Genomic DNA, 21994 nt, shown 5'->3' with positions numbered 1-21994 from the left:
GATACCACATAGTTATTTTTTAAATAAAAGCATATCGTGTAAATTAACACCTATGTCTCTTGAAATTGTGTTACACTTAGCACATAATAAGAAGTAAATATCTTTTTTGGATAAATCGATTTCTGTTAGGCCTTCATAATTTCCCATTCCTTTTGAGATTATGAATTTGTGATTGTTGAATATTTCTCTAAATTCGTCTGAAATTTCACTATCAACATAACCTACTGTTCCACATCCGATTTCTACAATTTCACCAAATTCATCCAAACCGGCATCTAGTGCTTCACTCATGCAGGCATCATTTAAAATTGGCTCTGATTTAACGGCAATTGTAATATCCAAATCATATTCCTTGATTTTTTCTAAAAGCAGTTTATCAAATACTATCTCGCCTGTGTTATCTACCAAGTACAATACTTTATCATTAGTTTTTAGAGAATTTTCAAATTCTTCAATGTCTTTAACGGCCAAATCTTTATTAAGTGAGCTTTTGATTACACTTTCAATATCATCATCTAGTGTAAATGCTCCAAAGTCCAAGATGTTTCCTATAATGGCTATTTTCACATGGTTTTCTAAGCTATTATCATCTTTTAAAATTTCTTTTACATCTGGAAGATATTTAAGGGCAAGTTTGTTTCCTTCAATTTTTTCCTTATAATAAGGATCCTTGCAACCTGTTTTTTCTTTAATCATCTGATGCATAATAGAACCAGTTTTATTGGAGTTGATGCCTCCTTTAAATCTGTTGCTTAGATACTGAAAGATTTCTTCCATAATCTCCATTTTTAGATTTTCATCATCTGTAGCTAAATCCAAAGCTTCTCTTGCTTGCCTTAGGTAACATGGCCCACATTCATAACTTACTTTCAAAATTAACCACCATAAATTATTTGGACTAATTGAATCTCATCGCCGTCTTGAATTACAGTATCCTCAATTACAAGTTCCCCGTTTTGTTTTGATACAATTGTTTGAGCGGACAATTCTAATTGATTAAGCAAATCTTTAATTGTATAATTATCATTAGGGATTTCTTTTTCTTCGTTTATATCTTTAAATTTCAATAAAAATGTCATTTAATCACAATCCTAATTCTTCTAAAAAGGAACATGCCTTGCATAGTTCATTTGCTGAAGGTTCACCACATCTACTACACCTTCCATGAGAATAATCTTTTTTTAGTTCCTTTTTCAATATATTTTTAACCTTATCATAGCCTCTGAGCGTAGAGTATTTTATTGTAGGGTGCTTTTCTGCAAGCTGGTTTATGACTTCTGATACTTCTCCTCTAAATGATTGCATTGCATAAGGACAGCTGTCAAAGTGAACTTCAAGTTCTTTTGCAACCACATATAATCCAATTTCACGTTCTGGAATTTCACGAAGTGGTTTGATTTTGACTGTGAATTCTTCAGCTTTAGATTCTGTTTTTGCACCTAATTTAGTTAGATTATCAGTATTTCCCTCCAAATAGTTCATCATTATTGCCTGAACTTCATCATCTAAATTGTGGCCTGTTGCAATTTTTGTTGCTCCCATTTCACGGGCAGCCTTATTAATAATCGTTCTTCTAAATACTCCGCAGTATGTGCAGGAACCCTTATGGTTATCCCTCTGCATTATCTCATCCAATGTGATGCCGTATTCATCTTTTAGTGATACTACTTTGTGCTCTATCCCTAATCGCTCAGCATGTCTTTTTGCTATATCCACACCATCTTGGCGATAATTGGCTATTCCTTCATCAACTGTTACGGCACAAATGTCAATGACATTCATTTCACGAAAAGTGTTTAACACTTCAAGAACTGTCACACTATCCTTTCCACCTGAAAGGGCAACTAAAACTTTATCTCCCTTATCAAGCAGTTTTTCTTTTCTAACTGTTTTAATAGCTTTCCTTTCAATGGATTCTATAAAGCAGTCCTTACAGAGCAATTGTCCTGATTGCTCTTTTTTAATAATAACTTTAGGATTTCCACATTTACTACATTGCATATTATACTACCTACATTTGCTCCACAAAATGAGCCAATTGGTTTAGAGTGTTCACTTCAAATACCTGTGCTCCAGCTTCTCTGTAAAGTGAAACACAACTATCTACAACATCCCACTTATTTCTATCTTCGGGATTTAAAATTATTACTTTTTTAGCATCCCTTGCCATCTCTTCAATTAAATCCACACTGGCGGGAACCCCATTTACTTTGGGACCTGCCCAGTCTCGGCAATCGGATAATATGATTATATAAGATTTATTGTTAATTCTTGCTTTTTCTTGAAACATCTTAAATGCACTATACATGTCTGATGTTCCATGCACCATCATGTTTTTAACACGCAGATCTTTTACCTTGACAAATGAATCAATAAGATACTCTTCTTTTAGTGCAGAAGTTGTTTCAATTACCTTATTGTCAAATTCAAAAGTTCTTGACTTTTTAAATGCTGTCTGGGCTGAAAACATTAACATGAAAAACCAGCTGCTAATCCATTCACATGACCCGCTTATATCATTTAAAAATAAATGTTCATTCTTATGAGGTCTTGGCTTTGATTTTACAAGTTCAAATGGAACTCCACCATATTTTAAATTAGCCCTAATAGTTCTTCTGATGTCAATCTTATTGGAGTGAGTTAAGACTTTACGTCTTGATCTTTTATTGGCTATTCTTTTACCTAATCTCTGACAAATTTCAAGCATTCTTGGGTCGAAACGATTTAATGTTGTTAAATCTTTGTTCATTAGTTCCCCATCTCTTTCGAGTTTTTTAGCTTCTTCTAAAAGAGGTTGACCTGAAAGCATTTTCAGCTTTTCATTGTCTATTTTTTCTTTCCTTATTTTGCTGGCCATGTTTGATTGCTTTTTAATAATGTATTTATTTGATTTGGGGCCAGCTCCCCTATATGCATTATTTTTATTAACTTCCTTCATTATGTCGTCTTCAGGAGTTTCTACTTTGAAAACTTCCTCAAAAACCTTATTGAATCTAGGAATATCATATCTGTCTTTAACATAAATTGCCATTAATGCAGTTTTAAGTAAGTTTCTATCCTCTTCGCCCAGAGCCATATAAATTTTTACAGCCGATTGGGTGCTTCTTATACTTACAGGTAATCCTTTTTCCCTTAGTTGAGAAGACAAAGTGGCTATTTTAGAAATCATCTTATCTTTTGTTGAAAATATCTTTTTTAACTCTTTTTTTATCACTTTCTGTTTTAATAGCTACACCAACACTTTCCTCTAGAGATTTGTCAATGTCCTTAGTTCCGAGATTAGTTACTGATTTAACCCAATCCACAGTTCCTCTGACTGACGGTTTTTTCATTAAGTTAAGGTTACGTATCTGATGAACTAATTTAACAACATAGGATACTGTCTCATCATCTGCTTCAGGGATTTTGGATTTGACAATCTGAATTTCCCTTTCAACAGTAGGATATGGAATATATAAAAACAAGCATCTGTCTTTTGTCTCATCAAGTAGTGACCTTTGTGAGTTTGATGTCAAAACAACTATCAAATCATTTTGAAGTTGGAATGTTCCCAAATCATTGATTGTGATTTCTTGTTCTCCCAATGCCTGAAGTAAAAAGCTTTCAACTTCCTCATCTGCTTTATCTATTTCATCAATTAACAATACAGAATCTTTTTCATTTAAAAATGCGTTAAGTAGTGGCCTTCTTATGAAAAATTCTTCATCAAAAATTTTATCTTCACGATTAGAATCTTGTCTGGCTGCTTCTAAGTGCAACAATTGTTTTTGATAATTCCATTCGCCAACAATTTGTTCAAATGTGATTCCTTCATAGCATTGTATCCTAAAAAAGTCCCTATCAAAAGTTTTTGCAATAACTTTTGCAAGTTCTGTTTTTCCAACACCCGGAGGACCCTCAATAAGCATTGGTTTTCCAAGTAATAAGGATAAATATAATGTTATTGATATCTCATTATTTGAAACGTATTCCCCTTTTAAAAGAACCTCATCGATATCTTTAATCGTAATATCTTCAACTTGCATTTAGTAACCTTCTCGAAATTTTGTCATTAGATTATGATTTTAACATAAATTTATATAAATTTTATGTAACAATTATAAATAAGATATGTCAATATTATAATAAGGAGGTAAATTATGGAGACTGAAGATGCAATTATTCTTGCATTGGTAATTCTTATAGTAATTGCAGGTGCAGTTGCTTTCTTTGTAACTACAAATGGAATTACATTTACACAACAAGAACCTGTGGTTAATAATACAAACAATACCACTGCTAATTTGAATGTTACTAATACAACTGATGATGACTCAGATACCAGCCATGACACTGGAATTTCCGCACCTTCCGGCAGTTCTAGTTACTCTGGTAGCAGTTATTCAAATTATAATTATAACTCAAATTCAAATAGTAACAGCAATGCTGATAGTGGTAGTACAACACCTGACAGCGGCGGTTCCACCCCAGATAGTGGTGGATCAACACCTGACAGCGGCGGTTCCACCCCAGATAGTGGTGGATCAAGCGATGGTGGCTCAAGTGAAGGTGGAAGTAACGAATAACCGCAGTTGGAAAATAAATTAAAAATATGGCTTGAATCTTAATTCAATGCCATTACTCTATTTTTTTAAATTCTTCAGGTTTTTTAAATAAGTCGAAGTCTTGAACGTAGTCTTTACCTGTAATCATAGCAATTTCTGCTTTTTGAAGTTCAGAACCCAAATATGCTGCGTGTTCCATTCTTGTAACTAATTCTTTTGTGATGATTTCCTCATAGATTTCTTTTGCAGAATTCCCCTCGATTACAAGGTCCGCTTTGTTTTTCTTAAAATGAGTGGCGATGATTTTGCTTTCACTTACTGTTGTTCCATAATCAACACTGATTTTGAAGCTGCCTGCCTTATCCCTTATGAATTTTAATGGTTTTTCAAGGGTTGTTTTTGGAACATCCCCCACATCATTTAATATTATGTCGCTTCTTTTGTGTTTATCTTTAAAGACAACCATGTTTATTCCCAAATCCTTTGGGATTGATTTTCTGTTTTTTGCAAGAAACATCATTTTAGATGCTGTTGCCAGTTCAAAAACACTGCCTCTTGTTTTTCCACTTTCTTCAGGAGTAAATAAAATACTTGCACCGAGTTCCATACCAATTCCTGCCAAGAGTACATTTACCCCACCAGAATCCGCATCCATTAACTCAGTTACGTTTCCAACACCGAAAAACATCGGCGCCGGATTGACTTCATGAAAGTCATGGCATGCTATAATGGATTCAACAATACTTGAACTGTTAACCGGATCTAAAATTAAATCCGCAACATACCTTAATCCTTCAGTATCTTTAATTAACTGATGCATTGATTCAACTCTTTCGCGTGGAGATTTAGGTGAAATACCCTGTGAAAAATTAGTTGGAAGAAGAACTGCAGGAATATCTTTTTCTTTTAGGACATCTAAAACTTCACCATGATTTCCCAAATCAAGACTCAAAACGAAATCTATTCCGTTTTCTGCTGCAACCTTAATTTCTTTTGCATTTAAGGTGTCTATACTTAATGGCCTATCACCTACAATTGGGCGTAAAGTTTCAATCAATTCCGGTATTTTGTCTGAGAAATCTTCCCCGGCAGCCATTCCAATATCAATCATATCTGCACCAGAATCAACGAAATATTGGCATTTATTAATCAATTCCTCTTTTGATAAAAATGGGGCGTTTGCTATTTCTGACAATACCCTCATTGGGAAATCTTCTCCAACTGGAAGATTTCTAATTAGAATGTTATTTGGTTTTTTGAGAAGTTCATTAATTGTTTTTGTGTCATTTTCAAAGTCTTCTATGAACTTGAAAGCTTCTTTTCTTTTTTCCTCTTCAATTAATTTATCTGCAGGTTTATCTTCTGATAACTGTATGTTTTCAATTAGGTTTAAAACCATTGCAAGGTCTGCTCCATCAGTTGAACCTTTAAAAGTAGGAATTCCAAGTTCCTTTGTGATTTCTCTTGTTCCTTTCTTAATCAATCCCGGAACTAAAATCATGTCAATTTCATCCATCTGATTTGAAAAATTAGTTTTAACTTCTTTAATAATTTGTCTTGGAGTTAAAAATGCAGCTACTTGAGTATTATCTGCAATATGGACAATAATATCTTCATTTGAATCTGCAACTACTTCCTTAATTAAAGGATATGCCAATTCACCAGTGACAATTAAAACTTTCATAATAAACCTCTCACTTATTATATTAATTTATTATATCTATTATTATATTTTATTGAAAAAAATTCGAATTTTTTAAATGCCCTAATTTTCAAAAAACTTATAATAATCGTATAATAATTGAATAGAAATATTAAAAACACTTATAAAAAAATCTACAAAAAATAAATAATTAAAACAAAATAATTTAAACAAAATTATTCAAAAACCTAAAAGCAACATAAAATTTATATATTTTGGAATTTATAATGATTATACATGATAAATATATGGAGGAAAAATTAATGATTGAAATTCGTTTTCATGGAAGAGGCGGACAAGGAGCCGTAACTGCTGCTGAAATTTTGGCAAAAGCAGCATTCAAAGACGGCAATTATTCCCAAGCTTTTCCATTCTTTGGAGTTGAACGTAGAGGAGCTCCAGTAATGGCTTTCACAAGAATTGATGATAAGCCAATTGATTTAAGATATCAAGTATATAATCCGGACTACGTATTAGTTTTAGATGATGGATTATTAAATGTAGTAGATGTATTTTCAGGAATTAAAGACAATACTGAAGTTACCATCAACACTACTGAATTCAAAGGCAGTGGAGAACATGAAGTGTACAGTATTGATGCAACTGGAATTGCATTAGATATGTTAGGCCGTAACATTGTAAATACTATTATTTTAGGATATTTTGCTAAGAAAACCCAAGCTGTAAGTATTGAATCACTTCTTGAAGTAATTAAAGAAACTTTCCCTGGAAAAGTTGGAGAGTTAAACGTGGAAGCTACTAAAAAAGCTTACGATATGGGATAAAAAGGGTGATTATAATGGTAAGTATAGGATGTGTAATTAAAACCCCAGGTAATAGTAGAAATAATAAAACTGGAAGCTGGAGAACATTCAAACCTATCTTAGATAAAGAAAAATGTATTGATTGTGATAATTGTATACTATTTTGTCCAGATGCCAGTGTAAACAAAGAACATGATATTGATTACGATTACTGTAAAGGATGTGGAATTTGTGCACACGAATGTCCTTCCGATGCAATCGAAATGGTAAAAGAATAAAGAGAGTGATTAAATGGTAAAAGAAGTAATGACCTCAAATAAAGCAGTTGCAGAAGCTGTAAGATTAGCTAAACCACAAGTTATTCCTGTTTATCCAATTACTCCACAAACCACAATTTCAGAATACTTAGCACAATATGTTGCTGATGAAAAAATTGATGCTAAATATGTTAAAGTAGAATCAGAACACAGTGCAATAAGTGCTGCTGTTGGAGCAAGTGGTGCTGGAGTAAGAGTATTTACAGCAACATCTTCACAAGGATTAATGTTAATGCACGAAATTTTATATGCCGCTGCAGGTATGAGAACCCCATTCGTTTTAGCTGATGCAAACAGAGCAATTTCAGCACCGTTAAATATTTGGAATGACCAACAAGACTCAATTGCACAAAGAGATGCTGGATGGTTACAAATTTATGTTGAAAACGCACAAGAAGCATTAGATACAACTTTAATGGCTTATAAAGTTTCAGAAAATCCTAATGTATTACTTCCATCAATGGTATGTTTAGATGGATTTATTTTAACACACACAGTTGAACCTGTAGAAATTCCAGATCAAGAAAGTGTAGACAAGTTCTTACCTCCATATGTTCCAGAACATGCATATCTTGATCCTAAAGAACCAATGTCCATTGGTAACTTTGCAGATCCAGATTATTACACTGAAGCAAGATATGCAATGGAAGTTGCAATGAATAACTCAATAGAAGTTATCCAAAAAACTTGTGATGAATTTGCAGAAATCTTTGGAAGAAAATATGGTCTTGTTGACGCATACAAAACAGAAGATGCAGAAATAATATTTGTTGCAATGGGTTCACTTTGTAGTACAATTAGAGTTATTGTAGATCAATTAAGAGAAAAAGGCGAAAAAGTAGGTTTACTTAAAATTAGAGCTTACAGACCATTCCCTGTTGAAGCAATCAAAGAAGCAGTAGCAAACTGTGATAAAATTGCAGTTATTGATAAAAACTTCTCATTCGGAATTGGTGGGGCATTATATGCTGATATGAAAGTTAAAATCGATAAAGAAATTTACGGATTTATTGCCGGTTTAGGTGGAAGAGACATTACACCAGATTCCATCATTGAAGCATATGAAAAAACAAAAGTACCTGAAAAAGATGTCACATGGATTGGACTTAAGGAGGAATAGATATGGTAGATATACCTGATAAAGATTTATTAGCACCAGGACACAGAGGTTGTGCTGGTTGTGGAGCATCTATTGCTGTAAAATTAGCTCTTAATGCATTAGGCGAAAACACTGTAGCTATTTCTGCTACCGGTTGTCTTGAAGTTATGACTACACCATACCCAGAAACTTCCTGGGAAGTTCCTTTCATACACGTTGCATTTGAAAACTCAGGAGCAGTTGCATCTGGTGTAGAAAGTGCATTAAGAATTCAAGGAAAAGATGATGTAAATGTAGTTGCTTTCGGTGGTGACGGAGGAACTGTAGATATCGGTTTACAGTCCTTATCTGGAGCTATGGAAAGAGGACATAACATGACCTACATCTGTTATGATAACGAAGCATACATGAACACTGGTATTCAAAGAAGTGGAGCAACTCCATACGGTGCAAGTACAACTACTTCACCAAAAGGTGTGGCTAGTTTCGGAGAAGACAAACCTAAAAAGAATATGCCAATGATTATGGCTGCTCACGGAATTCCTTATGTAGCTACCGCATCAATAGCATTCCCTGAAGATTATGTTAACAAAGTGAAAAAAGCAGCTGAAACCAAAGGCCCTGCTTATATCCATTTACAACAACCATGTACAACTGGTTGGGGATATCCTTCAGAAAAAACTATTGAAATGGGCAGATTAGCTGTTGAAACTGGATCTTGGATTTTATATGAAATCGTGGATGGTAAATTTGAAATCACTTACAGACCAGAGGAAAGAAAACCTGTAAAAGAATATTTAGCACCACAAAAAAGATTCAAACACTTAGATGAAGAGCACATTGAAAAAATCCAAAAATATGTCGACGCAGAATGTAAAGAATTAGGTTTATAGGAGGAAGACAATGGAAAGTATTGTTGTAAACAACAATTTATGTGATGGATGTCTTAACTGTTCAAACATGTGCGAATCCATCCATAAGTCTAGTAGAATAAAAATTATAGAACATGATTCTTCCTTTTATGCTATCGTATGTCAACATTGTGAAAGTGCACCATGTATAAAAATCTGTCCAACAGATGCAATTACCGACGATGGAGTCAATACTGAAAAATGTATTGGTTGTGGATTATGTGTAATGGTTTGTCCGTTCGGTGCAATGACTTTCCAATCAAAAGTTGCTGAAAAATGTGACCTCTGTGCCGACAGAGAAGAAGGACCTGCATGTATCAAAGCATGTACCAAAAGAGCTATCAGCGTTGCTGATCCTGAAAAAATCAGAGCTAAAAACCAAGAAAAATACTTGGCCAAAATGGCAGGATTATATGAACCTGATAGTGGTAAAGGTGGCTTTGTCCATGTAATTACAAGTCAAGCAAGAGCAAGACTTGTTTTAGACGAATGATTAAGAATTATGTATAAAACAGGAAATTGTACAACTTGTACAACCTGCGGAAGTTGTCAACAAACACCAAATGTTGACACTCCTTTTTTATTTTGTATGCACTGCCAACCATCAGATGCGCCATGTTTAGCCGCTTGTAGTGAGGGAGCTATTGAAGTTTTAGGTGGAGCCATAACTCTCAATAGTGAAAAATGCACAAAATGTGGAGACTGTGTTGAAGTCTGCCCCATCAACGTAATCAAAATTTAAATATTTTGAAATCAAAAAATAAGAATAACTAAATTTTATAAGGGTTATATTTTGATTACTAAAGATGTTATTAAAGATACTGTTTATGAACTTTACAAACAAGCCGTTATCGTTTTAGGAGACGATGTAAAAAAATCATTGGAAGATGCTCTTAAACGAGAAGAACATGAACTTGCAATATTAAATATCAAAGCTATTTTAAAAAATATTGAACTTGCAGAAGAAAAAGGTATTCCAATGTGTCAAGATACAGGTTTGCCCATTGTTTTTGTGAAATTAGGTAATGTCGAAGTTGAAAATTTACGTGAAGGAATTGAAGAGGGAATTAAAAAGGCTACAACAGACATTCCAATAAGGCCAAACATTGTAGATCCTCTAACACGTGAAAATACCAACATTAACGTTGGAGACTACATCCCTCCAATCGACATTGAACTAATTGATGAAGATTACTTGGAAATTACTATTTTACCAAAAGGATTTGGTTCAGAAAACAACAATGCAATGAAAATGGCACTTCCAGCTGAGGGAATTGAAGGAATTAAAGAGTTTGTTGTTGAATCTGTTCTTAAAGCAAAAGGAAAACCATGCCCCCCAACAGTTGTTGGAGTTGGTATTGGTGGAACCTCCGATTTGTGTTTAAAACTGGGTAAAAAAGCATTGCTTGGAAAAATAGGTGAAAGGAACCCTGACCCACAAATAGCTAAATTAGAAGAAGAAATATTGACCGAAATCAACAACTCAGGAATCGGTCCAATGGGTCTCGGTGGAAAAACAACAACATTGGATGTGAAAATCCTAAAAGCCCACACACATACTGCAGGCCTTCCAATCGGAGTTTGCATACAATGCTGGGCAGACAGGCATGCCACAACAAGGATTTATGACGATTAGCCAAATCTTCCCAAAATATAATCCCTTGTTTTTTCCATTTTTGGATTTGAAAATAGATTCTGTGTCTTTCCGCTTTCTATTACCTCACCATCTAAGAAAAATGATGTGAAATCAGATGCTCTTTTGGCCTGTTGCATATTATGAGTAACTAAAACAATCGTATAATCCTTTTTAAGGTTGTCAATTAACTCTTCGATTTTTAGGGTAGATATCGGGTCAAGTGCAGAGCATGGCTCATCCATTAAAATAATATCCGGATTGACTGCAATTGTACGGGCAATGCACAATCTCTGCTGTTGACCACCGGATAAACTTAATGCACTGGAATTTAAAATATCCTTAACTTCATCCCATAATGCCGCTTGTTTTAAACTTTTTTTAACTGTGTCAAAAATCTTCACTTTATCTTTTAGCCCATGGATTTTGAGCCCATAGGCAACATTTTCGAAAATGGACTTTGGAAAGGGATTTGCCTTTTGAAAAACCATCCCTACATTCTTTCTTAAATCAACAACATCAACATCATCTGCATAGATGTCCTCACCATCGATATAAATGGTTCCTTCTTTGTGAAATTCTTTAGAAAAATCATTCATCCGATTGATTGATTTTAAAAAAGTGGACTTACCGCATCCTGAAGGACCTATCAATGCAGTTACTGTATTTTTTGGAATTTCTATGTTTATATTTCTCAGAATTTGATTATTTAAAAAATTAACATTAAAGTCTTTAACAGATATCTTCAATTTAAGCACCCCACGGTCTTTTTTTGATAGTAGTTAACGGTGAAGTTTGATATTAATGTAATAGCCAGAACAATGACAAGCAAAACTGTTGCTGTTCCATATGCATTTGGCATGGATATGCCTTCACTTGCCAAAACATACAAATGCAAAGGTAATGGCCTTCCAGTATCCAATATGGATATCGGAATGTCAAGTGATGAACCTACAACATACATTACTGCAGCCGCTTCTGAAATTGTTCTTGTAATGGCCAAAATAATGCCAGTTAATATTCCTGGAAGAGCAATAGGCAACAATACTGTTGTAATGCATTGCCATTTACTAGCCCCTATCCCATAACATGCCTCTTCATACATCTTTGGAATTGATTGGAATGTAACCTCTGAAACTTGAAATATTGTTGGAATTGCCATTAATGACAATACTATTCCTGCAGATAGTATTGACCATCCCATTTTTAGGAAAAACACCAAAAATGCAAGGCCAAAAAGACCAAAGACTATTGATGGAACTGAAGATAAAATCTGTGATATGAACCTAATCGAATTAATTAGATTCCCATTAGATGCATATTGTGAGACATAAATCGCACACCCAAGGCCAACAGGAATTGATATTATCGAAGTTATGACAATCAGATAAATGGTTGATAAAATCATTGGAAATATTCCCCCATCACTTCCGGAATCTTGTGGCAATCCAAATACGAATTCCAAATCAACAATAGAGATGCCATTAATTAATATAAATCCTACAATAAGAGTTAAAACAGATAAAGTTATAATTGCTGATGATACAAACATGGATTTTGTTAGTTTTTGAATAAGCTTTGCACGCATCAAATTACCTCCTTTAAGGCACATTTATTTTGAACATAGGTTGAAACAATCATCAGACACATAATTACAATAAATAAAATTATTGCTGTTGCAAACAACGCATTATAATGTATTTCCGTTGCATATCCCATTTCCAAGGCTATATTTGATGTCAATGTTCTAATCGGACTAATTATTGATGAAGGCATCGACGAAACATTTCCTGCCAGCATCAAAATGGCCAATGTCTCTCCGATTGCTCTTGCAATGCCCAATATGATTGCAGTTATTATTCCAGGTAGCGCAACAGGAAAAATAATGCTTTTGATACATTGCCATTGTGTTGAGCCCAGTCCTAAAGAAGCCTCCCTATAATAGTTTGGAACGGACTTTATTGCGTCCTGAGATAGTGAGATTATTGTTGGAGTTATCATCAAAGCCAACACTATCGATGCTGTTAGAATTGAAAATCCGCTTCCTCCAAAGACGTTTCGGATAATTGGAGCTATTAATGTCAAACCAAAAAATCCATAGATTACTGATGGAATTCCTGCTAATGTTTGGATAATCGGCATAAAATAATTTTTTAATCTAACTGAAGCTATCTCTTCTAGAAATATTGCACAAAATAATGATAGTGGAACTGCAATTATCAGCGCAATAGCTGTAATGACAATAGATCCAACAATCATCGGAAATATCCCAAATTGATTATTATCCGGAGCCCAATTTGTGTTGAATATGAAATTAAAAACTCCATAATAATCAAATGCCGGAATAGCTTCAATGACGACAAATGTTACCACCAAACAGATTATCAAAACCATCAAAAGAGTTATTGAAAATAATCCCTTTTCAATCAAATATTCTTTTTTAGACATTTCAATCAAATTTTGTAAATCTTTTCTTTTTCAAATATTTCTACAGATTCATCGCTTAATGTCCAATTTATAAATTCCATTGTCTGTGTGCTCGGTGTTTTATTAGTTAAAAGCAAAAACGGTCTTTGAAGTCCATATGATCCCTCTTGAAGTGATTCTTCAGATAAGTTAACTCCATCAATACTTATCGGTTTAATGTTTTTATCCAAATGGCTAAAAGACACAAAACTTATTGCATTTTTATCTTGAATAACGCTTTGTTTAACGGCCCCGGCAGAGTTTTGAATTATTGCATCTTTTTTAATCTTTGAATTGTTCATTATTATATCTTTAAATGCATCAAGTGTTCCGGAACCTTCCTCTCTTACAATCACATTTATCTTACCAGACTGGTTTGAAATCTCATCCCAATTTTTAATTTCACCTGAAAAAATATCTTTTATCTCATCACAGGACAAATCAGTTATCTCATTGTTCGGATTGACAACGACAACTATTCCTTCAATTCCTATTTCATATACGTTTAAATCGTTGCAATTTACTTCTTTTGAAGACATTCCTATGTCTGCAAGGGAGTTTTCACTGCACTTAATTCCTAAACTAGAACCCCCACCCTGAACATTAATATCAACATTATTGTGGGTTTTTTTATATTCTTCCACTAATTCTTCACATACCGGCTGGACGGACGTTGATCCAACCACGTCCAATTGAAAATTGGCTTCTCCGGAGGGAATTAGTAAAATTAATGCAATAACCATTACTACTAAGGAAAATAAATACCTTTTTCTCATAGTATCACCGTAGAGGTTAATTGTAAAGAAGTAGTATATAAAGTTTGCTTTTTAGGAATTATATTTCATAAAAAGTGAATTAATAATTAAAAAAAAATAAAGTTATCTGAAAGACCTAGGAGTGGTAGGTCTTGGAATGTTTTCATGAAACTCGATGGCCACATCCATCATTTCAACTGAAATATCCCCCATTCTTTCAAATGCCTTAATAACCCTAAACAGGTAGATGAAATAATTTGAACGTTCCTTTTCATCGAATGAATTTTCAGCCATCTGTGTAGCAATCAAATTTATGGCCTTTCCCTGAAGAATATGAATTGACTCTTCCAGTTCCATCAAATCATCCTTCAAATCTGTTTCTCCTTCAATAAATGCTTTTATTGCCAAACGTATCATTTTTTGAGCGGTTTTATACATCTTCTTTAATTTCTTCAAGATGTCTGGCTCAATTTCATAGACATCATTAATTACAAATTTTGCAATGTGTCCGCAATAATCTCCTATACGTTCCAAATCATAAGCGATTTCATTATAAAGCAAGGATTTTGAAAATTCAGAATGTTGATTGATGTTAACTATGGTTTCGACGGAAGTTCTGATTTTTTCAACCATGTTGTTAGTGGTATAATCCATCTCCAAAGCCTTTTTAGCCATATCTTCATCATACTCCAATACAGCATTGAATGATGTTTCAAGTTGAGAGTGAACATGTTTGGCCATATTGTCCAACATATCATTTACAAAAGCGTTTCCGGTAGTGTTTCTAGCACTTGAATAATCAGATGAAGAAACAATTTCCTCATATGTTTTTAAGTCAATCATGTATGCTCTTTTAACAGTACCGTCTTTAACTAGAGGTTGTAATAGTTGAGTTACGTATCTGCGAGTAATTCCTAACTTTTCTGCGATTTCATCCTGAGTAGATGGATTTTCATATAAAATAAAATCCAAAATCTCTTTTAATGTTTTATCCTTTTTACTCATACTACCAACTATTTTTTATAATCATCTAAGATATCATTGGATTCGAAGTGAATATTTTCACTGGACTTGTTAATTCCCAATTGAGGTTTTTCCTCACTGCTCACATGATTTTTAAATTTAACTTTGGAATCGTTTTGAGGCTTTTTAACTCTTTTATGATTATTGACACGAATGTTTTGTCTTTTTTCTGCATAATCAAAATCATTGTGCTTTTTGGAGTGATAACTTTTATGGATGTTTTCTTTAGATAAGTTTTCATTAACCATTGTACTTTTAATTACTCTAAATTCTTTTTCTGATTCTCTGGCAGACTTTAAAATTCCCACAATCACAAATAAGATTAGAGCAAGTGCAACAATAGCTATTGGCAAGTCAAAATAGACAAATATAGGACTATATAAATCTGTAACTTGAGTTCCGAAATCTACAAAACCACGTGCTAGAAATATTATCCCAACAAATGCAATAATAGCACCATAAGATTTTTTAATGAAGTCTGGCTTTACAACAAATGGATATGCACTTATAACCAACATTGCAACTCCTAAAAGCTTGTATAGGTTGTTACTTGCAAAGTCTTGAAGTGAAAGATACACTGTTAGGAATTTGTCAGGCACCAAATCAAATCCAGACAATAAAGCGAAAATAAATAACAATTGAATTAAAGCTATTACTGCAAGAGGGAATATATATGCGATTTCCCACTCGAAATTAGTGCTGAAGGTCGCTTTTTCAACAGGTTTTTCTAATGCTTCAGAAAGCATATTATATAACACTGAAGAAGTAACTGAACCAATAATTGTACCTGCAACGCCTAAAACTGATGTTAAAACAGCAACGAATGCAGAAATACAACCAACAAGTATTAGCTTCTTATAATTCACATTTTCACCTTTTAAAAATTTGATATAAACACGAAATAATTCTATGAATATTATTGATTTTCAAATAATTTAAACTTTAAGGTCCAAAAAATATTATTTTAAAAAATTGTTAAAATTAGAAAAAATAATTGAGAGCCTTAGGGGGGATTCGAACCCCCGACTTCTACCTTACCAAGGTAGCGCTCTACCACCTGAGCCACTAAGGCAAAATCGGACAGAAAAATAATAATATAGTGCATGGGAAGGGATTCGAACCCTCGAAGGCCTATGCCAAAGGATCTTAAGTCCTTCCCCTTTGGCCGCTCGGGCACCCATGCATATAATAAATAATATTTAATTACATAGTATTTAAATGTTGGCATTATTGGATATATTTCTGCCAAAATACTAAAAACTATAACATTATATTTTCAAATACAACTATATAAATATTAATATAACCAAAGATAAATATAATAACAATTTTTTTAATTAAATTAAAAACGGTGTAACAATTGCAAATTGATATGGAAGAATGTGGAGTTTGTGAAGACTGTATTGATGTATGTATGGAAGAAGCAATTACAAGAAAAGCTTACACAGTAATTATAGACAATACAAAGTGCGATTCCTGTGGCGAATGTGTTGACGTCTGTCCAGTTGGCGCAATTTATGAAGATTAGGTTTGACTATGAAATTGAAATTTACATTAATTGATTATATAATTATAATTTTAGTAATATGTGCCATAGCATTTGCATTTATACATATTACAACTGATGATTCATCCGATTTACAGAAAACTGCTTTTGATGAATCTACAGTTAACAAAATACCTGACACCTATCTCAAATATTATAAAGATGGATATATCGTCAAATCAACCGTTGAGGGATATAACTCAAGCAATGGTGAGAAAGTCACAATAACCGGAGACGTTATTTGGCAAGACAATAGCGGCGGATTTGATGTTAAACTATTAATTGCCACCAATAATGGAACCTATTTAACTGGATTGTACAGATATAATCCTAATTCTGACATTTACATTGACCACATTTCACTTGAAAGCAATGGTGAGAAGTATGCTAATTTAGTTGAAATTACTGCAAAACCAAAAAAGATTAACACACTTAATGAATTGATATCTGGAATTGACAACAATACTAATTTTGAAATTACAACCAGAGTATCTTTTGATGAAATTTCTTCAAACCAACTTCAAGAAATCACAAATGCTTTAATGAATCACGGTAAAAGGGTTTCAGTTAAAAGTGAAAACAGAAATAACGGACAATTAATAATTTCACAGGCAACCAAGCAAAATATCAATGACGTCAGTTCCATCATAGGAAACATAAATGGAATAACTGATGAAATTACAATTAGGATTTATGATTCAACCGATAGCCAAATCAAAGCTATCCAAGACAATTACGATGTCATAAACATTAGAAACTTTTAAGTCGTGTAGCTTATGAGTGTGATTTATTCAACTTTAACTTCCATGATAAATAAGATTAGTGATGAATTTCACAAATCCTTCTTATTTACTTTGATATTTTCAATTTTGGAATTTATTGAAAATCAATGGGTAAATAGCTTCTTTAAGAAATTATATCCTAAAGAAGACTTTTTAGGCTTTATCGGGAACAACCAGATATTGAAAAATCACCTTTTCAATCCGTTGATTGTTCTGTTTTTGTTTGCGTTATTCTTACTCCTATCAATGAACAGGCCTTCAAATAGCCTGGTTGTGACTTTGGCAATTGCATTTATCGGATTTTTTATCGGGGCCGTGATTCTTCCGAGATATTTTTTAAATGACACAGATGGGAATCTCCTTGAATTTAAAAGAAAAGACATTTATTCAATCGGATTTTGTTTGACTATATTAAGCATTGTTTTTTTCTTTATATGCATTGCTTCTGTTGGAGGAATTCCACTTTTAAAGCCTTCAATAAGATATCTGTTAAAACCAGCATTTACCATGCCTGTATTTTTAATTATACCTGGAACCTGCCTTATTGCTAGTGCCTATCTAAAAGATTTTCAAGACGAAAAAATCACTCGATCACAGGCAAGATTCAGATTCATATTTTTGTTGGCAATGGACTGTGCATTTTTATTGCTTCTAGGCTACAGGACACCACTGCTTGCAGCATTTCTCATCATAATCATCATGGGTTTTTATGGAAATATCGTTTCCATTTGGGAAGTTGTAGTTGGAGCAGCAATTGGTGTAGGTGCAATCATCGGCATAGGCTATTTCCGCTCACTTGGCGAAATGACAATAACCACCTCAACAAATCCGTTTTATACCCTGCAATCAAGAGCTGATTTTACATTGCACGTATTAAATCTCTTAGATTTCATTGGTGGAAATTTTGGCATCACCCATGGACATTTATTGGCTAGTGCAATCCCAGGAAGTGATTTAGGACCAAGAATGATGGTTGGAAAGCTCATTGCATGGAGAACAGAAGTTACAGTAACACCAACTTTAATCGGACAGATGGTAGTTGATTTTGGAAAAGTCGGCGTGTTTTTAGAAATGTGCATTTTAGGATTTATTTTGGGAATTGGATTTAAAATAATGCAAAAAACAAAAAACTTCTTTTATATTGGAATTTACTCCCTGATTTTGACTTACTCCATTTTAGGGATAGAAACTGGAATTTTAGACATTCAAGTTTTATTATACTTTGCAATATCTATTTTAATTTATCTAATATGTATTGGAAAAGCTAGAACTTAGAATGATTTTCATTAAAAAAAAGTATTACTAAACCCCCCGAATAATACTAATTTGTATTACTTTAATAACATTTATATACATAAATTAAAGAAATATAGTAAATGTCAAGCCATGAAACGGATTTATTAACAAATATAATTAATAAAACTCTAAATGAACTTGATATTTCAAAAAAAAAATTAAAATAATACAAAATTAGTAATACTTTTTTATAAGTAAAAATTAAAAAAGTATTACTATAAGAGAAATGGAGGAATTAACTTGCACATACCTGATGGATTTATCCCTATTTCACAGTGTTTAATCTATTATGTAATATTAATTGTTGCATTATACTTCTCTGTAAAATGGGCAAGATCCAATTTAGATGAAAAACGTATCCCTCTTTTAGCTGTTCTCGCTGCAGGTATCTTTGCGATCATGTCCATGAACATGCCAATTCCATTTGGTACAAGTGGACACATGGTTGGAGGAGCACTTGTTGCTATTGTATTCCTTGCACCTGAAGCTGCTGTATTAGTATTTACTGTTGTATTACTTATCCAAGCATTAATCTTCGGAGATGGAGGAATCACCGCTCTTGGAGCAAATGTGTTAAACATGGCTATTATTGGAGGTTGCGTAGGTTTATACACCTTTAAAGGATTAAGCGGAGTAATTGGAAAATATGGTGCAGCAGGAATTGCTGCATGGTTAGCTACAGTTATTGCAGCACTTGCATGTGCTATCGAAATGGGTATTGCTGGAACATTCCCAATGAACATTGGTATCCCATCAATGGTATTATACCACTTCTTCATAGGAATTATCGAAGCAGTATTAACCGTGATTGTTCTTGTAGCTTTAGACAAATTTAGACCTGATTTACTCGCATGGAATAGTGGAGATGCATAATATGGATAAAAAAGATACTTATTTAATAGTCGTAGCAATTGTCATTTGTATCATAATCAGTTGTCTTTCACCATATATTGCATCCGGTGACCCAGACGGTCTTGAAAAATCTGCAGAAGATTCCGGACTTGCAGAAGATTTCTCAATTGAAGAAATCAGCGGAATTCCTGACGCAATCTTCCCAGATTATGCATTTGCTGATGATCCAGACAACCAAGCATTACAAATCGTAGCGCTGGTAATAGGTGCATTTGCAACCTTAGGATTAGGATACGCAGTTGCAACAATCGTAAAACGTAGAAATTAAATTTTTTTAATTTCTACCCCTTTTTCAAATATACTTATTTTATAAGATAAATGAATTAAAATGGCTGACATAACACAAATAGTAAGATTTGATGATTTGGCATCAGGGGATAGCCCCATACATAATCTAGAAGGTAGAATAAAATTAATAACAACTATTTTTATTATATTAGTTTGTGTTGTCTCAAAAGAACTTTTTATACCAATCATATTGGAAATAGTGCTGTTGGTCATATTAAAATTAGCTAAATTATCATATGTTGATTCATTCAAACGTTTATTAATGTTACTTCCATTTGGAGGAGCAATTATTGTATTTCAACCATTCATACAACCCGGAAATATAATCTGGAGTTATTCCTGGTTGCATATAACTGATTTTGGACTTAACTGGGCAATATTATTATTCACTCGTTTAATAGTATCCCTAACAGCAATCATTATCTATTCATCAACAACCCCACTTCAAGAGATGGCAAGTTCCTTTAGAAAATTGAAAATGCCAAGGGATTTAGCGATGATTTTATCAATTATGGTTCGGTTCTTATTTTTATTTGTTGATGAACTTGCAGCAATCAGGAAAAGTCAAAAATCAAGAAACTTTAACATTCATTCTAAAAATGTACCATACAAATGGGTAGTAAAACAAGTAGGTTATACCATAGGCATGATGTTTTTAAAGGCTTACGAACAAGGTGAAAGAGTTCACAAAAGCATGGTTAGCCGTGGATTTTCAGATGCCTCAGAAATGTTTAATGAAAAAAAATCCCCCGAAACTAGCGATTATTTATTCTTAATTTCAATCATAATCATCGTAATAATACTTGAAATTATAATATTCAAATATTCAGGACAATTAGGCTACTTTGGCCAAAATTTTGCAATTAATTAGGTGTAAACATGACAGATATTCATTTAGAGACAAAAAACTTATCTTTCACATATCATGATGGAACTCAGGCTTTAAAAAATGTAAATCTCCAAATTAAAAGAGGAGAAAAGATAGCTATCATGGGACCTAATGGAGCAGGTAAATCAACATTATTTTCACATTTCAACGGTTTAACAGAACCTACTTCAGGACATGTGGAAGTAGATGGTGAAAAAATCATTTTCGAAAGAGAAGAACTGCTCAAGATAAGGCAAAAAGTAGGAATAGTATTCCAAGATCCAAATGACCAGTTATTTGCACCAACAGTTAAAGAGGATGTTGCCTTTGGACCTATGAATTTAGGTCTTGAATATGATGAAGTGGAAAAAAGAATAGCTGAAGCACTTGAAATGGTTGGAATGAGTGGTTTTGAAGATAAGACACCTCACCATTTAAGTGGAGGTCAGCAAAAAAGAGTAGCCATTGCAGGTATTGTTGCAATGAGGCCAGAAATAATGATTCTTGATGAACCAACAGCAGGTCTTGACCCTGAAGGTGTTGATAAGGTATTAGATATTCTAAATAAACTCAACAAAGAGGGAATGAGCATTGTTATTTCATCACACGACATTGAAATGGTAAATGAATTTGCAGACAAGATATTTGTTTTGTATAATGGAGAAATAATAGCTTCCGGAGACAAACATCAAATATTTTCCGACAAGGAATTACTAAAAAAAGCACATTTAAAAGCACCAGTTTCAACTGAAATACTTTATAAATTAAAAGAAAAAGGACTAGACGTTAATACTGAAAAATTAAGTGTTGATGAAACTGTTGAAGAAATATTGAAAGCTACAAGAAATTAACTTGAAGCTTTTTTTCTATTTTTAATTTTATTTTTGAGTTTAACAATAAATTCAAACTCTTCATCGAGTTCTGGAGAGTTAGCAAAGCCACAGTTAGGGCAATGTATGCTATTGCAACCATGCTTACCACAACTAGAACATCCACGGTTTTCCAATTTTGTTTCATCAAACTCGAAACCGCACATACGACATTTCATAATAACACCGCACAAAAATAGTTTTTTAAAAAAAAATTAA

At 33.3% G+C, this 21994-nt stretch carries 28 protein-coding genes and 2 tRNA genes; 15 read left to right on the top strand and 15 right to left on the bottom strand.

Annotation, left to right across the window (positions count from 1 at the left end; all coding sequences use genetic code 11):
* Positions 1-12 precede the first annotated feature (12 nt).
* From ACKI32_RS07655 to ACKI32_RS07635, 5 genes are read right to left on the bottom strand one after another with little or no spacing between them, the layout of a single operon-like run.
* Complete coding sequence (locus tag ACKI32_RS07655) at positions 13-873, bottom strand: damage-control phosphatase ARMT1 family protein (RefSeq protein WP_407415103.1); 861 nt, start codon at positions 871-873, stop codon at positions 13-15.
* Positions 874-875: 2 nt separating this feature from the next.
* Positions 876-1079 (bottom strand): MoaD/ThiS family protein, encoded by a 204-nt coding sequence (locus ACKI32_RS07650; RefSeq protein WP_407415101.1) that lies wholly within the window; start codon positions 1077-1079, stop codon positions 876-878.
* A gap of 4 nt (positions 1080-1083) precedes the next feature.
* Positions 1084-2001: a TIGR00269 family protein gene (locus tag ACKI32_RS07645; protein ID WP_407415099.1), complete on the bottom strand. Its 918-nt coding sequence runs from the start codon at positions 1999-2001 to the stop codon at positions 1084-1086.
* A 10-nt stretch (positions 2002-2011) separates the two neighbouring features.
* Positions 2012-3169, bottom strand: coding sequence for a VWA domain-containing protein (locus ACKI32_RS07640; protein WP_407415097.1), 1158 nt, complete (start codon positions 3167-3169; stop codon positions 2012-2014).
* Position 3170: 1 nt separating this feature from the next.
* Positions 3171-4025, bottom strand: a complete 855-nt coding sequence (locus ACKI32_RS07635) for an AAA family ATPase (protein ID WP_407415095.1) — start codon at positions 4023-4025, stop codon at positions 3171-3173.
* Between the two features lie 114 nt (positions 4026-4139).
* Between ACKI32_RS07635 and ACKI32_RS07630 the strand changes: the two genes are divergently transcribed.
* Complete coding sequence (locus ACKI32_RS07630) at positions 4140-4565, top strand: hypothetical protein (protein WP_407415093.1); 426 nt, start codon at positions 4140-4142, stop codon at positions 4563-4565.
* 52 nt (positions 4566-4617) lie between these two features.
* On the opposite strand, the gene ACKI32_RS07625 is transcribed toward ACKI32_RS07630, so the two are convergent.
* Positions 4618-6228, bottom strand: coding sequence for a dihydropteroate synthase-like protein (locus tag ACKI32_RS07625; protein ID WP_407415091.1), 1611 nt, complete (start codon positions 6226-6228; stop codon positions 4618-4620).
* A 281-nt stretch (positions 6229-6509) separates the two neighbouring features.
* On the opposite strand from ACKI32_RS07625, the gene ACKI32_RS07620 reads away from it, so the two are divergent.
* The 7 genes from ACKI32_RS07620 to ACKI32_RS07590 are packed head-to-tail and all read left to right on the top strand — an operon-like array spanning position 6510 to position 10973.
* The gene (locus ACKI32_RS07620) at positions 6510-7031 is read left to right on the top strand and encodes a pyruvate ferredoxin oxidoreductase subunit gamma (protein ID WP_407415089.1); all 522 of its coding nucleotides are present in this window, start codon (positions 6510-6512) and stop codon (positions 7029-7031) included.
* A 14-nt stretch (positions 7032-7045) separates the two neighbouring features.
* Positions 7046-7288, top strand: a complete 243-nt coding sequence (gene porD, locus ACKI32_RS07615) for a pyruvate synthase subunit PorD (protein ID WP_407415087.1) — start codon at positions 7046-7048, stop codon at positions 7286-7288.
* Positions 7289-7301: 13 nt separating this feature from the next.
* On the top strand, positions 7302-8447 hold the full coding sequence (porA, locus tag ACKI32_RS07610) for a pyruvate synthase subunit PorA (protein ID WP_407415085.1): 1146 nt from the start codon (positions 7302-7304) through the stop codon (positions 8445-8447).
* Positions 8448-8449: 2 nt separating this feature from the next.
* The gene (gene porB, locus ACKI32_RS07605) at positions 8450-9319 is read left to right on the top strand and encodes a pyruvate synthase subunit PorB (RefSeq protein WP_407415083.1); all 870 of its coding nucleotides are present in this window, start codon (positions 8450-8452) and stop codon (positions 9317-9319) included.
* A 10-nt stretch (positions 9320-9329) separates the two neighbouring features.
* Positions 9330-9830, top strand: a complete 501-nt coding sequence (locus ACKI32_RS07600) for a 4Fe-4S dicluster domain-containing protein (RefSeq protein ID WP_407415081.1) — start codon at positions 9330-9332, stop codon at positions 9828-9830.
* A 9-nt stretch (positions 9831-9839) separates the two neighbouring features.
* Positions 9840-10079, top strand: coding sequence for a 4Fe-4S binding protein (locus ACKI32_RS07595; protein ID WP_407415079.1), 240 nt, complete (start codon positions 9840-9842; stop codon positions 10077-10079).
* A gap of 51 nt (positions 10080-10130) precedes the next feature.
* Positions 10131-10973 (top strand): fumarate hydratase, encoded by an 843-nt coding sequence (locus ACKI32_RS07590; RefSeq protein WP_407415077.1) that lies wholly within the window; start codon positions 10131-10133, stop codon positions 10971-10973.
* Here the strand turns inward: ACKI32_RS07590 and pstB are convergent.
* From pstB to ACKI32_RS07550, 8 genes are all read right to left on the bottom strand, one after another.
* Positions 10970-11719: a phosphate ABC transporter ATP-binding protein PstB gene (gene pstB, locus ACKI32_RS07585; protein ID WP_407415075.1), complete on the bottom strand. Its 750-nt coding sequence runs from the start codon at positions 11717-11719 to the stop codon at positions 10970-10972. The genes ACKI32_RS07590 and pstB overlap by 4 nt on opposite strands.
* Positions 11716-12558 carry a phosphate ABC transporter permease PstA gene (gene pstA, locus ACKI32_RS07580; RefSeq protein ID WP_407415073.1) on the bottom strand — a complete coding sequence of 281 codons (843 nt, stop codon included), beginning with the start codon at positions 12556-12558 and terminating at the stop codon, positions 11716-11718. Before pstA ends, pstB begins: the two co-directional genes overlap by 4 nt.
* A complete protein-coding gene (pstC, locus tag ACKI32_RS07575; RefSeq protein WP_407415071.1) occupies positions 12558-13418 on the bottom strand; it encodes a phosphate ABC transporter permease subunit PstC in 861 nt (286 codons plus the stop codon). The genes pstA and pstC overlap by 1 nt, the downstream gene beginning before the upstream one ends.
* A gap of 5 nt (positions 13419-13423) precedes the next feature.
* Entirely contained in the window at positions 13424-14212 is a 789-nt protein-coding gene (locus ACKI32_RS07570; RefSeq protein WP_407415069.1) for a phosphate ABC transporter substrate-binding protein, read from the bottom strand.
* A 102-nt stretch (positions 14213-14314) separates the two neighbouring features.
* Positions 14315-15196 (bottom strand): PhoU domain-containing protein, encoded by an 882-nt coding sequence (locus ACKI32_RS07565; protein WP_407415067.1) that lies wholly within the window; start codon positions 15194-15196, stop codon positions 14315-14317.
* Positions 15197-15204: 8 nt separating this feature from the next.
* On the bottom strand, positions 15205-16080 hold the full coding sequence (locus ACKI32_RS07560) for a hypothetical protein (RefSeq protein ID WP_407415065.1): 876 nt from the start codon (positions 16078-16080) through the stop codon (positions 15205-15207).
* Between the two features lie 133 nt (positions 16081-16213).
* Positions 16214-16286 (bottom strand) — tRNA-Thr (locus ACKI32_RS07555).
* Positions 16287-16314: 28 nt separating this feature from the next.
* A tRNA-Leu gene (locus ACKI32_RS07550) sits at positions 16315-16397 on the bottom strand.
* A gap of 177 nt (positions 16398-16574) precedes the next feature.
* On the opposite strand from ACKI32_RS07550, the gene ACKI32_RS07545 reads away from it, so the two are divergent.
* The 7 genes from ACKI32_RS07545 (at position 16575) to ACKI32_RS07515 (ending at position 21757) form a co-directional block, all read left to right on the top strand.
* Positions 16575-16742: a 4Fe-4S binding protein gene (locus ACKI32_RS07545; RefSeq protein ID WP_407415063.1), complete on the top strand. Its 168-nt coding sequence runs from the start codon at positions 16575-16577 to the stop codon at positions 16740-16742.
* A gap of 8 nt (positions 16743-16750) precedes the next feature.
* On the top strand, positions 16751-17524 hold the full coding sequence (locus ACKI32_RS07540) for an adhesin (RefSeq protein ID WP_407415061.1): 774 nt from the start codon (positions 16751-16753) through the stop codon (positions 17522-17524).
* A 12-nt stretch (positions 17525-17536) separates the two neighbouring features.
* Positions 17537-18817, top strand: a complete 1281-nt coding sequence (locus tag ACKI32_RS07535) for an oligosaccharide repeat unit polymerase family protein (protein ID WP_407415059.1) — start codon at positions 17537-17539, stop codon at positions 18815-18817.
* A 261-nt stretch (positions 18818-19078) separates the two neighbouring features.
* Complete coding sequence (cbiM, locus tag ACKI32_RS07530; RefSeq protein WP_407415057.1) at positions 19079-19711, top strand: cobalt transporter CbiM; 633 nt, start codon at positions 19079-19081, stop codon at positions 19709-19711.
* 1 nt (position 19712) lies between these two features.
* Positions 19713-20018 (top strand): PDGLE domain-containing protein, encoded by a 306-nt coding sequence (locus tag ACKI32_RS07525; protein WP_407415055.1) that lies wholly within the window; start codon positions 19713-19715, stop codon positions 20016-20018.
* Positions 20019-20078: 60 nt separating this feature from the next.
* Positions 20079-20909 carry a cobalt ECF transporter T component CbiQ gene (cbiQ, locus tag ACKI32_RS07520; protein ID WP_407415053.1) on the top strand — a complete coding sequence of 277 codons (831 nt, stop codon included), beginning with the start codon at positions 20079-20081 and terminating at the stop codon, positions 20907-20909.
* A gap of 8 nt (positions 20910-20917) precedes the next feature.
* Positions 20918-21757 carry an energy-coupling factor ABC transporter ATP-binding protein gene (locus tag ACKI32_RS07515; RefSeq protein WP_407415051.1) on the top strand — a complete coding sequence of 280 codons (840 nt, stop codon included), beginning with the start codon at positions 20918-20920 and terminating at the stop codon, positions 21755-21757.
* On the opposite strand, the gene ACKI32_RS07510 is transcribed toward ACKI32_RS07515, so the two are convergent.
* A complete protein-coding gene (locus tag ACKI32_RS07510; protein WP_407415049.1) occupies positions 21754-21954 on the bottom strand; it encodes a hypothetical protein in 201 nt (66 codons plus the stop codon). The genes ACKI32_RS07515 and ACKI32_RS07510 overlap by 4 nt on opposite strands.
* Between the last annotated feature and the right edge of the window lie 40 nt (positions 21955-21994).

It is taken from the genome of Methanobrevibacter sp. (assembly GCF_045611865.1).
In the GTDB taxonomy this organism is placed as follows: domain Archaea; phylum Methanobacteriota; class Methanobacteria; order Methanobacteriales; family Methanobacteriaceae; genus Methanocatella.
Note: the sequence above shows the minus strand (reverse complement) of the source record. Positions and strands in the feature narration are given on the sequence as shown.

What these genes read in the sequence shown, in the direction of transcription:
- ACKI32_RS07510 (WP_407415049.1), bottom strand. Translation starts at nt 21,954, where the DNA reads ATGAAATGTCGTATGTGCGGTTTCGAGTTTGATGAAACAAAATTGGAA.
- ACKI32_RS07640 (WP_407415097.1), bottom strand. Translation starts at nt 3,169, where the DNA reads ATGATTTCTAAAATAGCCACTTTGTCTTCTCAACTAAGGGAAAAAGGA.
- pstC (WP_407415071.1), bottom strand. Translation starts at nt 13,418, where the DNA reads ATGTCTAAAAAAGAATATTTGATTGAAAAGGGATTATTTTCAATAACT.
- porA (WP_407415085.1), top strand. Translation starts at nt 7,302, where the DNA reads ATGGTAAAAGAAGTAATGACCTCAAATAAAGCAGTTGCAGAAGCTGTA.
- pstA (WP_407415073.1), bottom strand. Translation starts at nt 12,558, where the DNA reads ATGCGTGCAAAGCTTATTCAAAAACTAACAAAATCCATGTTTGTATCA.
- ACKI32_RS07595 (WP_407415079.1), top strand. Translation starts at nt 9,840, where the DNA reads ATGTATAAAACAGGAAATTGTACAACTTGTACAACCTGCGGAAGTTGT.
- porB (WP_407415083.1), top strand. Translation starts at nt 8,450, where the DNA reads ATGGTAGATATACCTGATAAAGATTTATTAGCACCAGGACACAGAGGT.
- ACKI32_RS07515 (WP_407415051.1), top strand. Translation starts at nt 20,918, where the DNA reads ATGACAGATATTCATTTAGAGACAAAAAACTTATCTTTCACATATCAT.
- ACKI32_RS07535 (WP_407415059.1), top strand. Translation starts at nt 17,537, where the DNA reads ATGAGTGTGATTTATTCAACTTTAACTTCCATGATAAATAAGATTAGT.
- ACKI32_RS07620 (WP_407415089.1), top strand. Translation starts at nt 6,510, where the DNA reads ATGATTGAAATTCGTTTTCATGGAAGAGGCGGACAAGGAGCCGTAACT.
- ACKI32_RS07650 (WP_407415101.1), bottom strand. Translation starts at nt 1,079, where the DNA reads ATGACATTTTTATTGAAATTTAAAGATATAAACGAAGAAAAAGAAATC.
- porD (WP_407415087.1), top strand. Translation starts at nt 7,046, where the DNA reads ATGGTAAGTATAGGATGTGTAATTAAAACCCCAGGTAATAGTAGAAAT.
- ACKI32_RS07625 (WP_407415091.1), bottom strand. Translation starts at nt 6,228, where the DNA reads ATGAAAGTTTTAATTGTCACTGGTGAATTGGCATATCCTTTAATTAAG.
- ACKI32_RS07540 (WP_407415061.1), top strand. Translation starts at nt 16,751, where the DNA reads ATGAAATTGAAATTTACATTAATTGATTATATAATTATAATTTTAGTA.
- cbiQ (WP_407415053.1), top strand. Translation starts at nt 20,079, where the DNA reads ATGGCTGACATAACACAAATAGTAAGATTTGATGATTTGGCATCAGGG.
- ACKI32_RS07630 (WP_407415093.1), top strand. Translation starts at nt 4,140, where the DNA reads ATGGAGACTGAAGATGCAATTATTCTTGCATTGGTAATTCTTATAGTA.
- ACKI32_RS07645 (WP_407415099.1), bottom strand. Translation starts at nt 2,001, where the DNA reads ATGCAATGTAGTAAATGTGGAAATCCTAAAGTTATTATTAAAAAAGAG.
- ACKI32_RS07525 (WP_407415055.1), top strand. Translation starts at nt 19,713, where the DNA reads ATGGATAAAAAAGATACTTATTTAATAGTCGTAGCAATTGTCATTTGT.
- ACKI32_RS07565 (WP_407415067.1), bottom strand. Translation starts at nt 15,196, where the DNA reads ATGAGTAAAAAGGATAAAACATTAAAAGAGATTTTGGATTTTATTTTA.
- ACKI32_RS07600 (WP_407415081.1), top strand. Translation starts at nt 9,330, where the DNA reads ATGGAAAGTATTGTTGTAAACAACAATTTATGTGATGGATGTCTTAAC.
- ACKI32_RS07635 (WP_407415095.1), bottom strand. Translation starts at nt 4,025, where the DNA reads ATGCAAGTTGAAGATATTACGATTAAAGATATCGATGAGGTTCTTTTA.
- ACKI32_RS07570 (WP_407415069.1), bottom strand. Translation starts at nt 14,212, where the DNA reads ATGAGAAAAAGGTATTTATTTTCCTTAGTAGTAATGGTTATTGCATTA.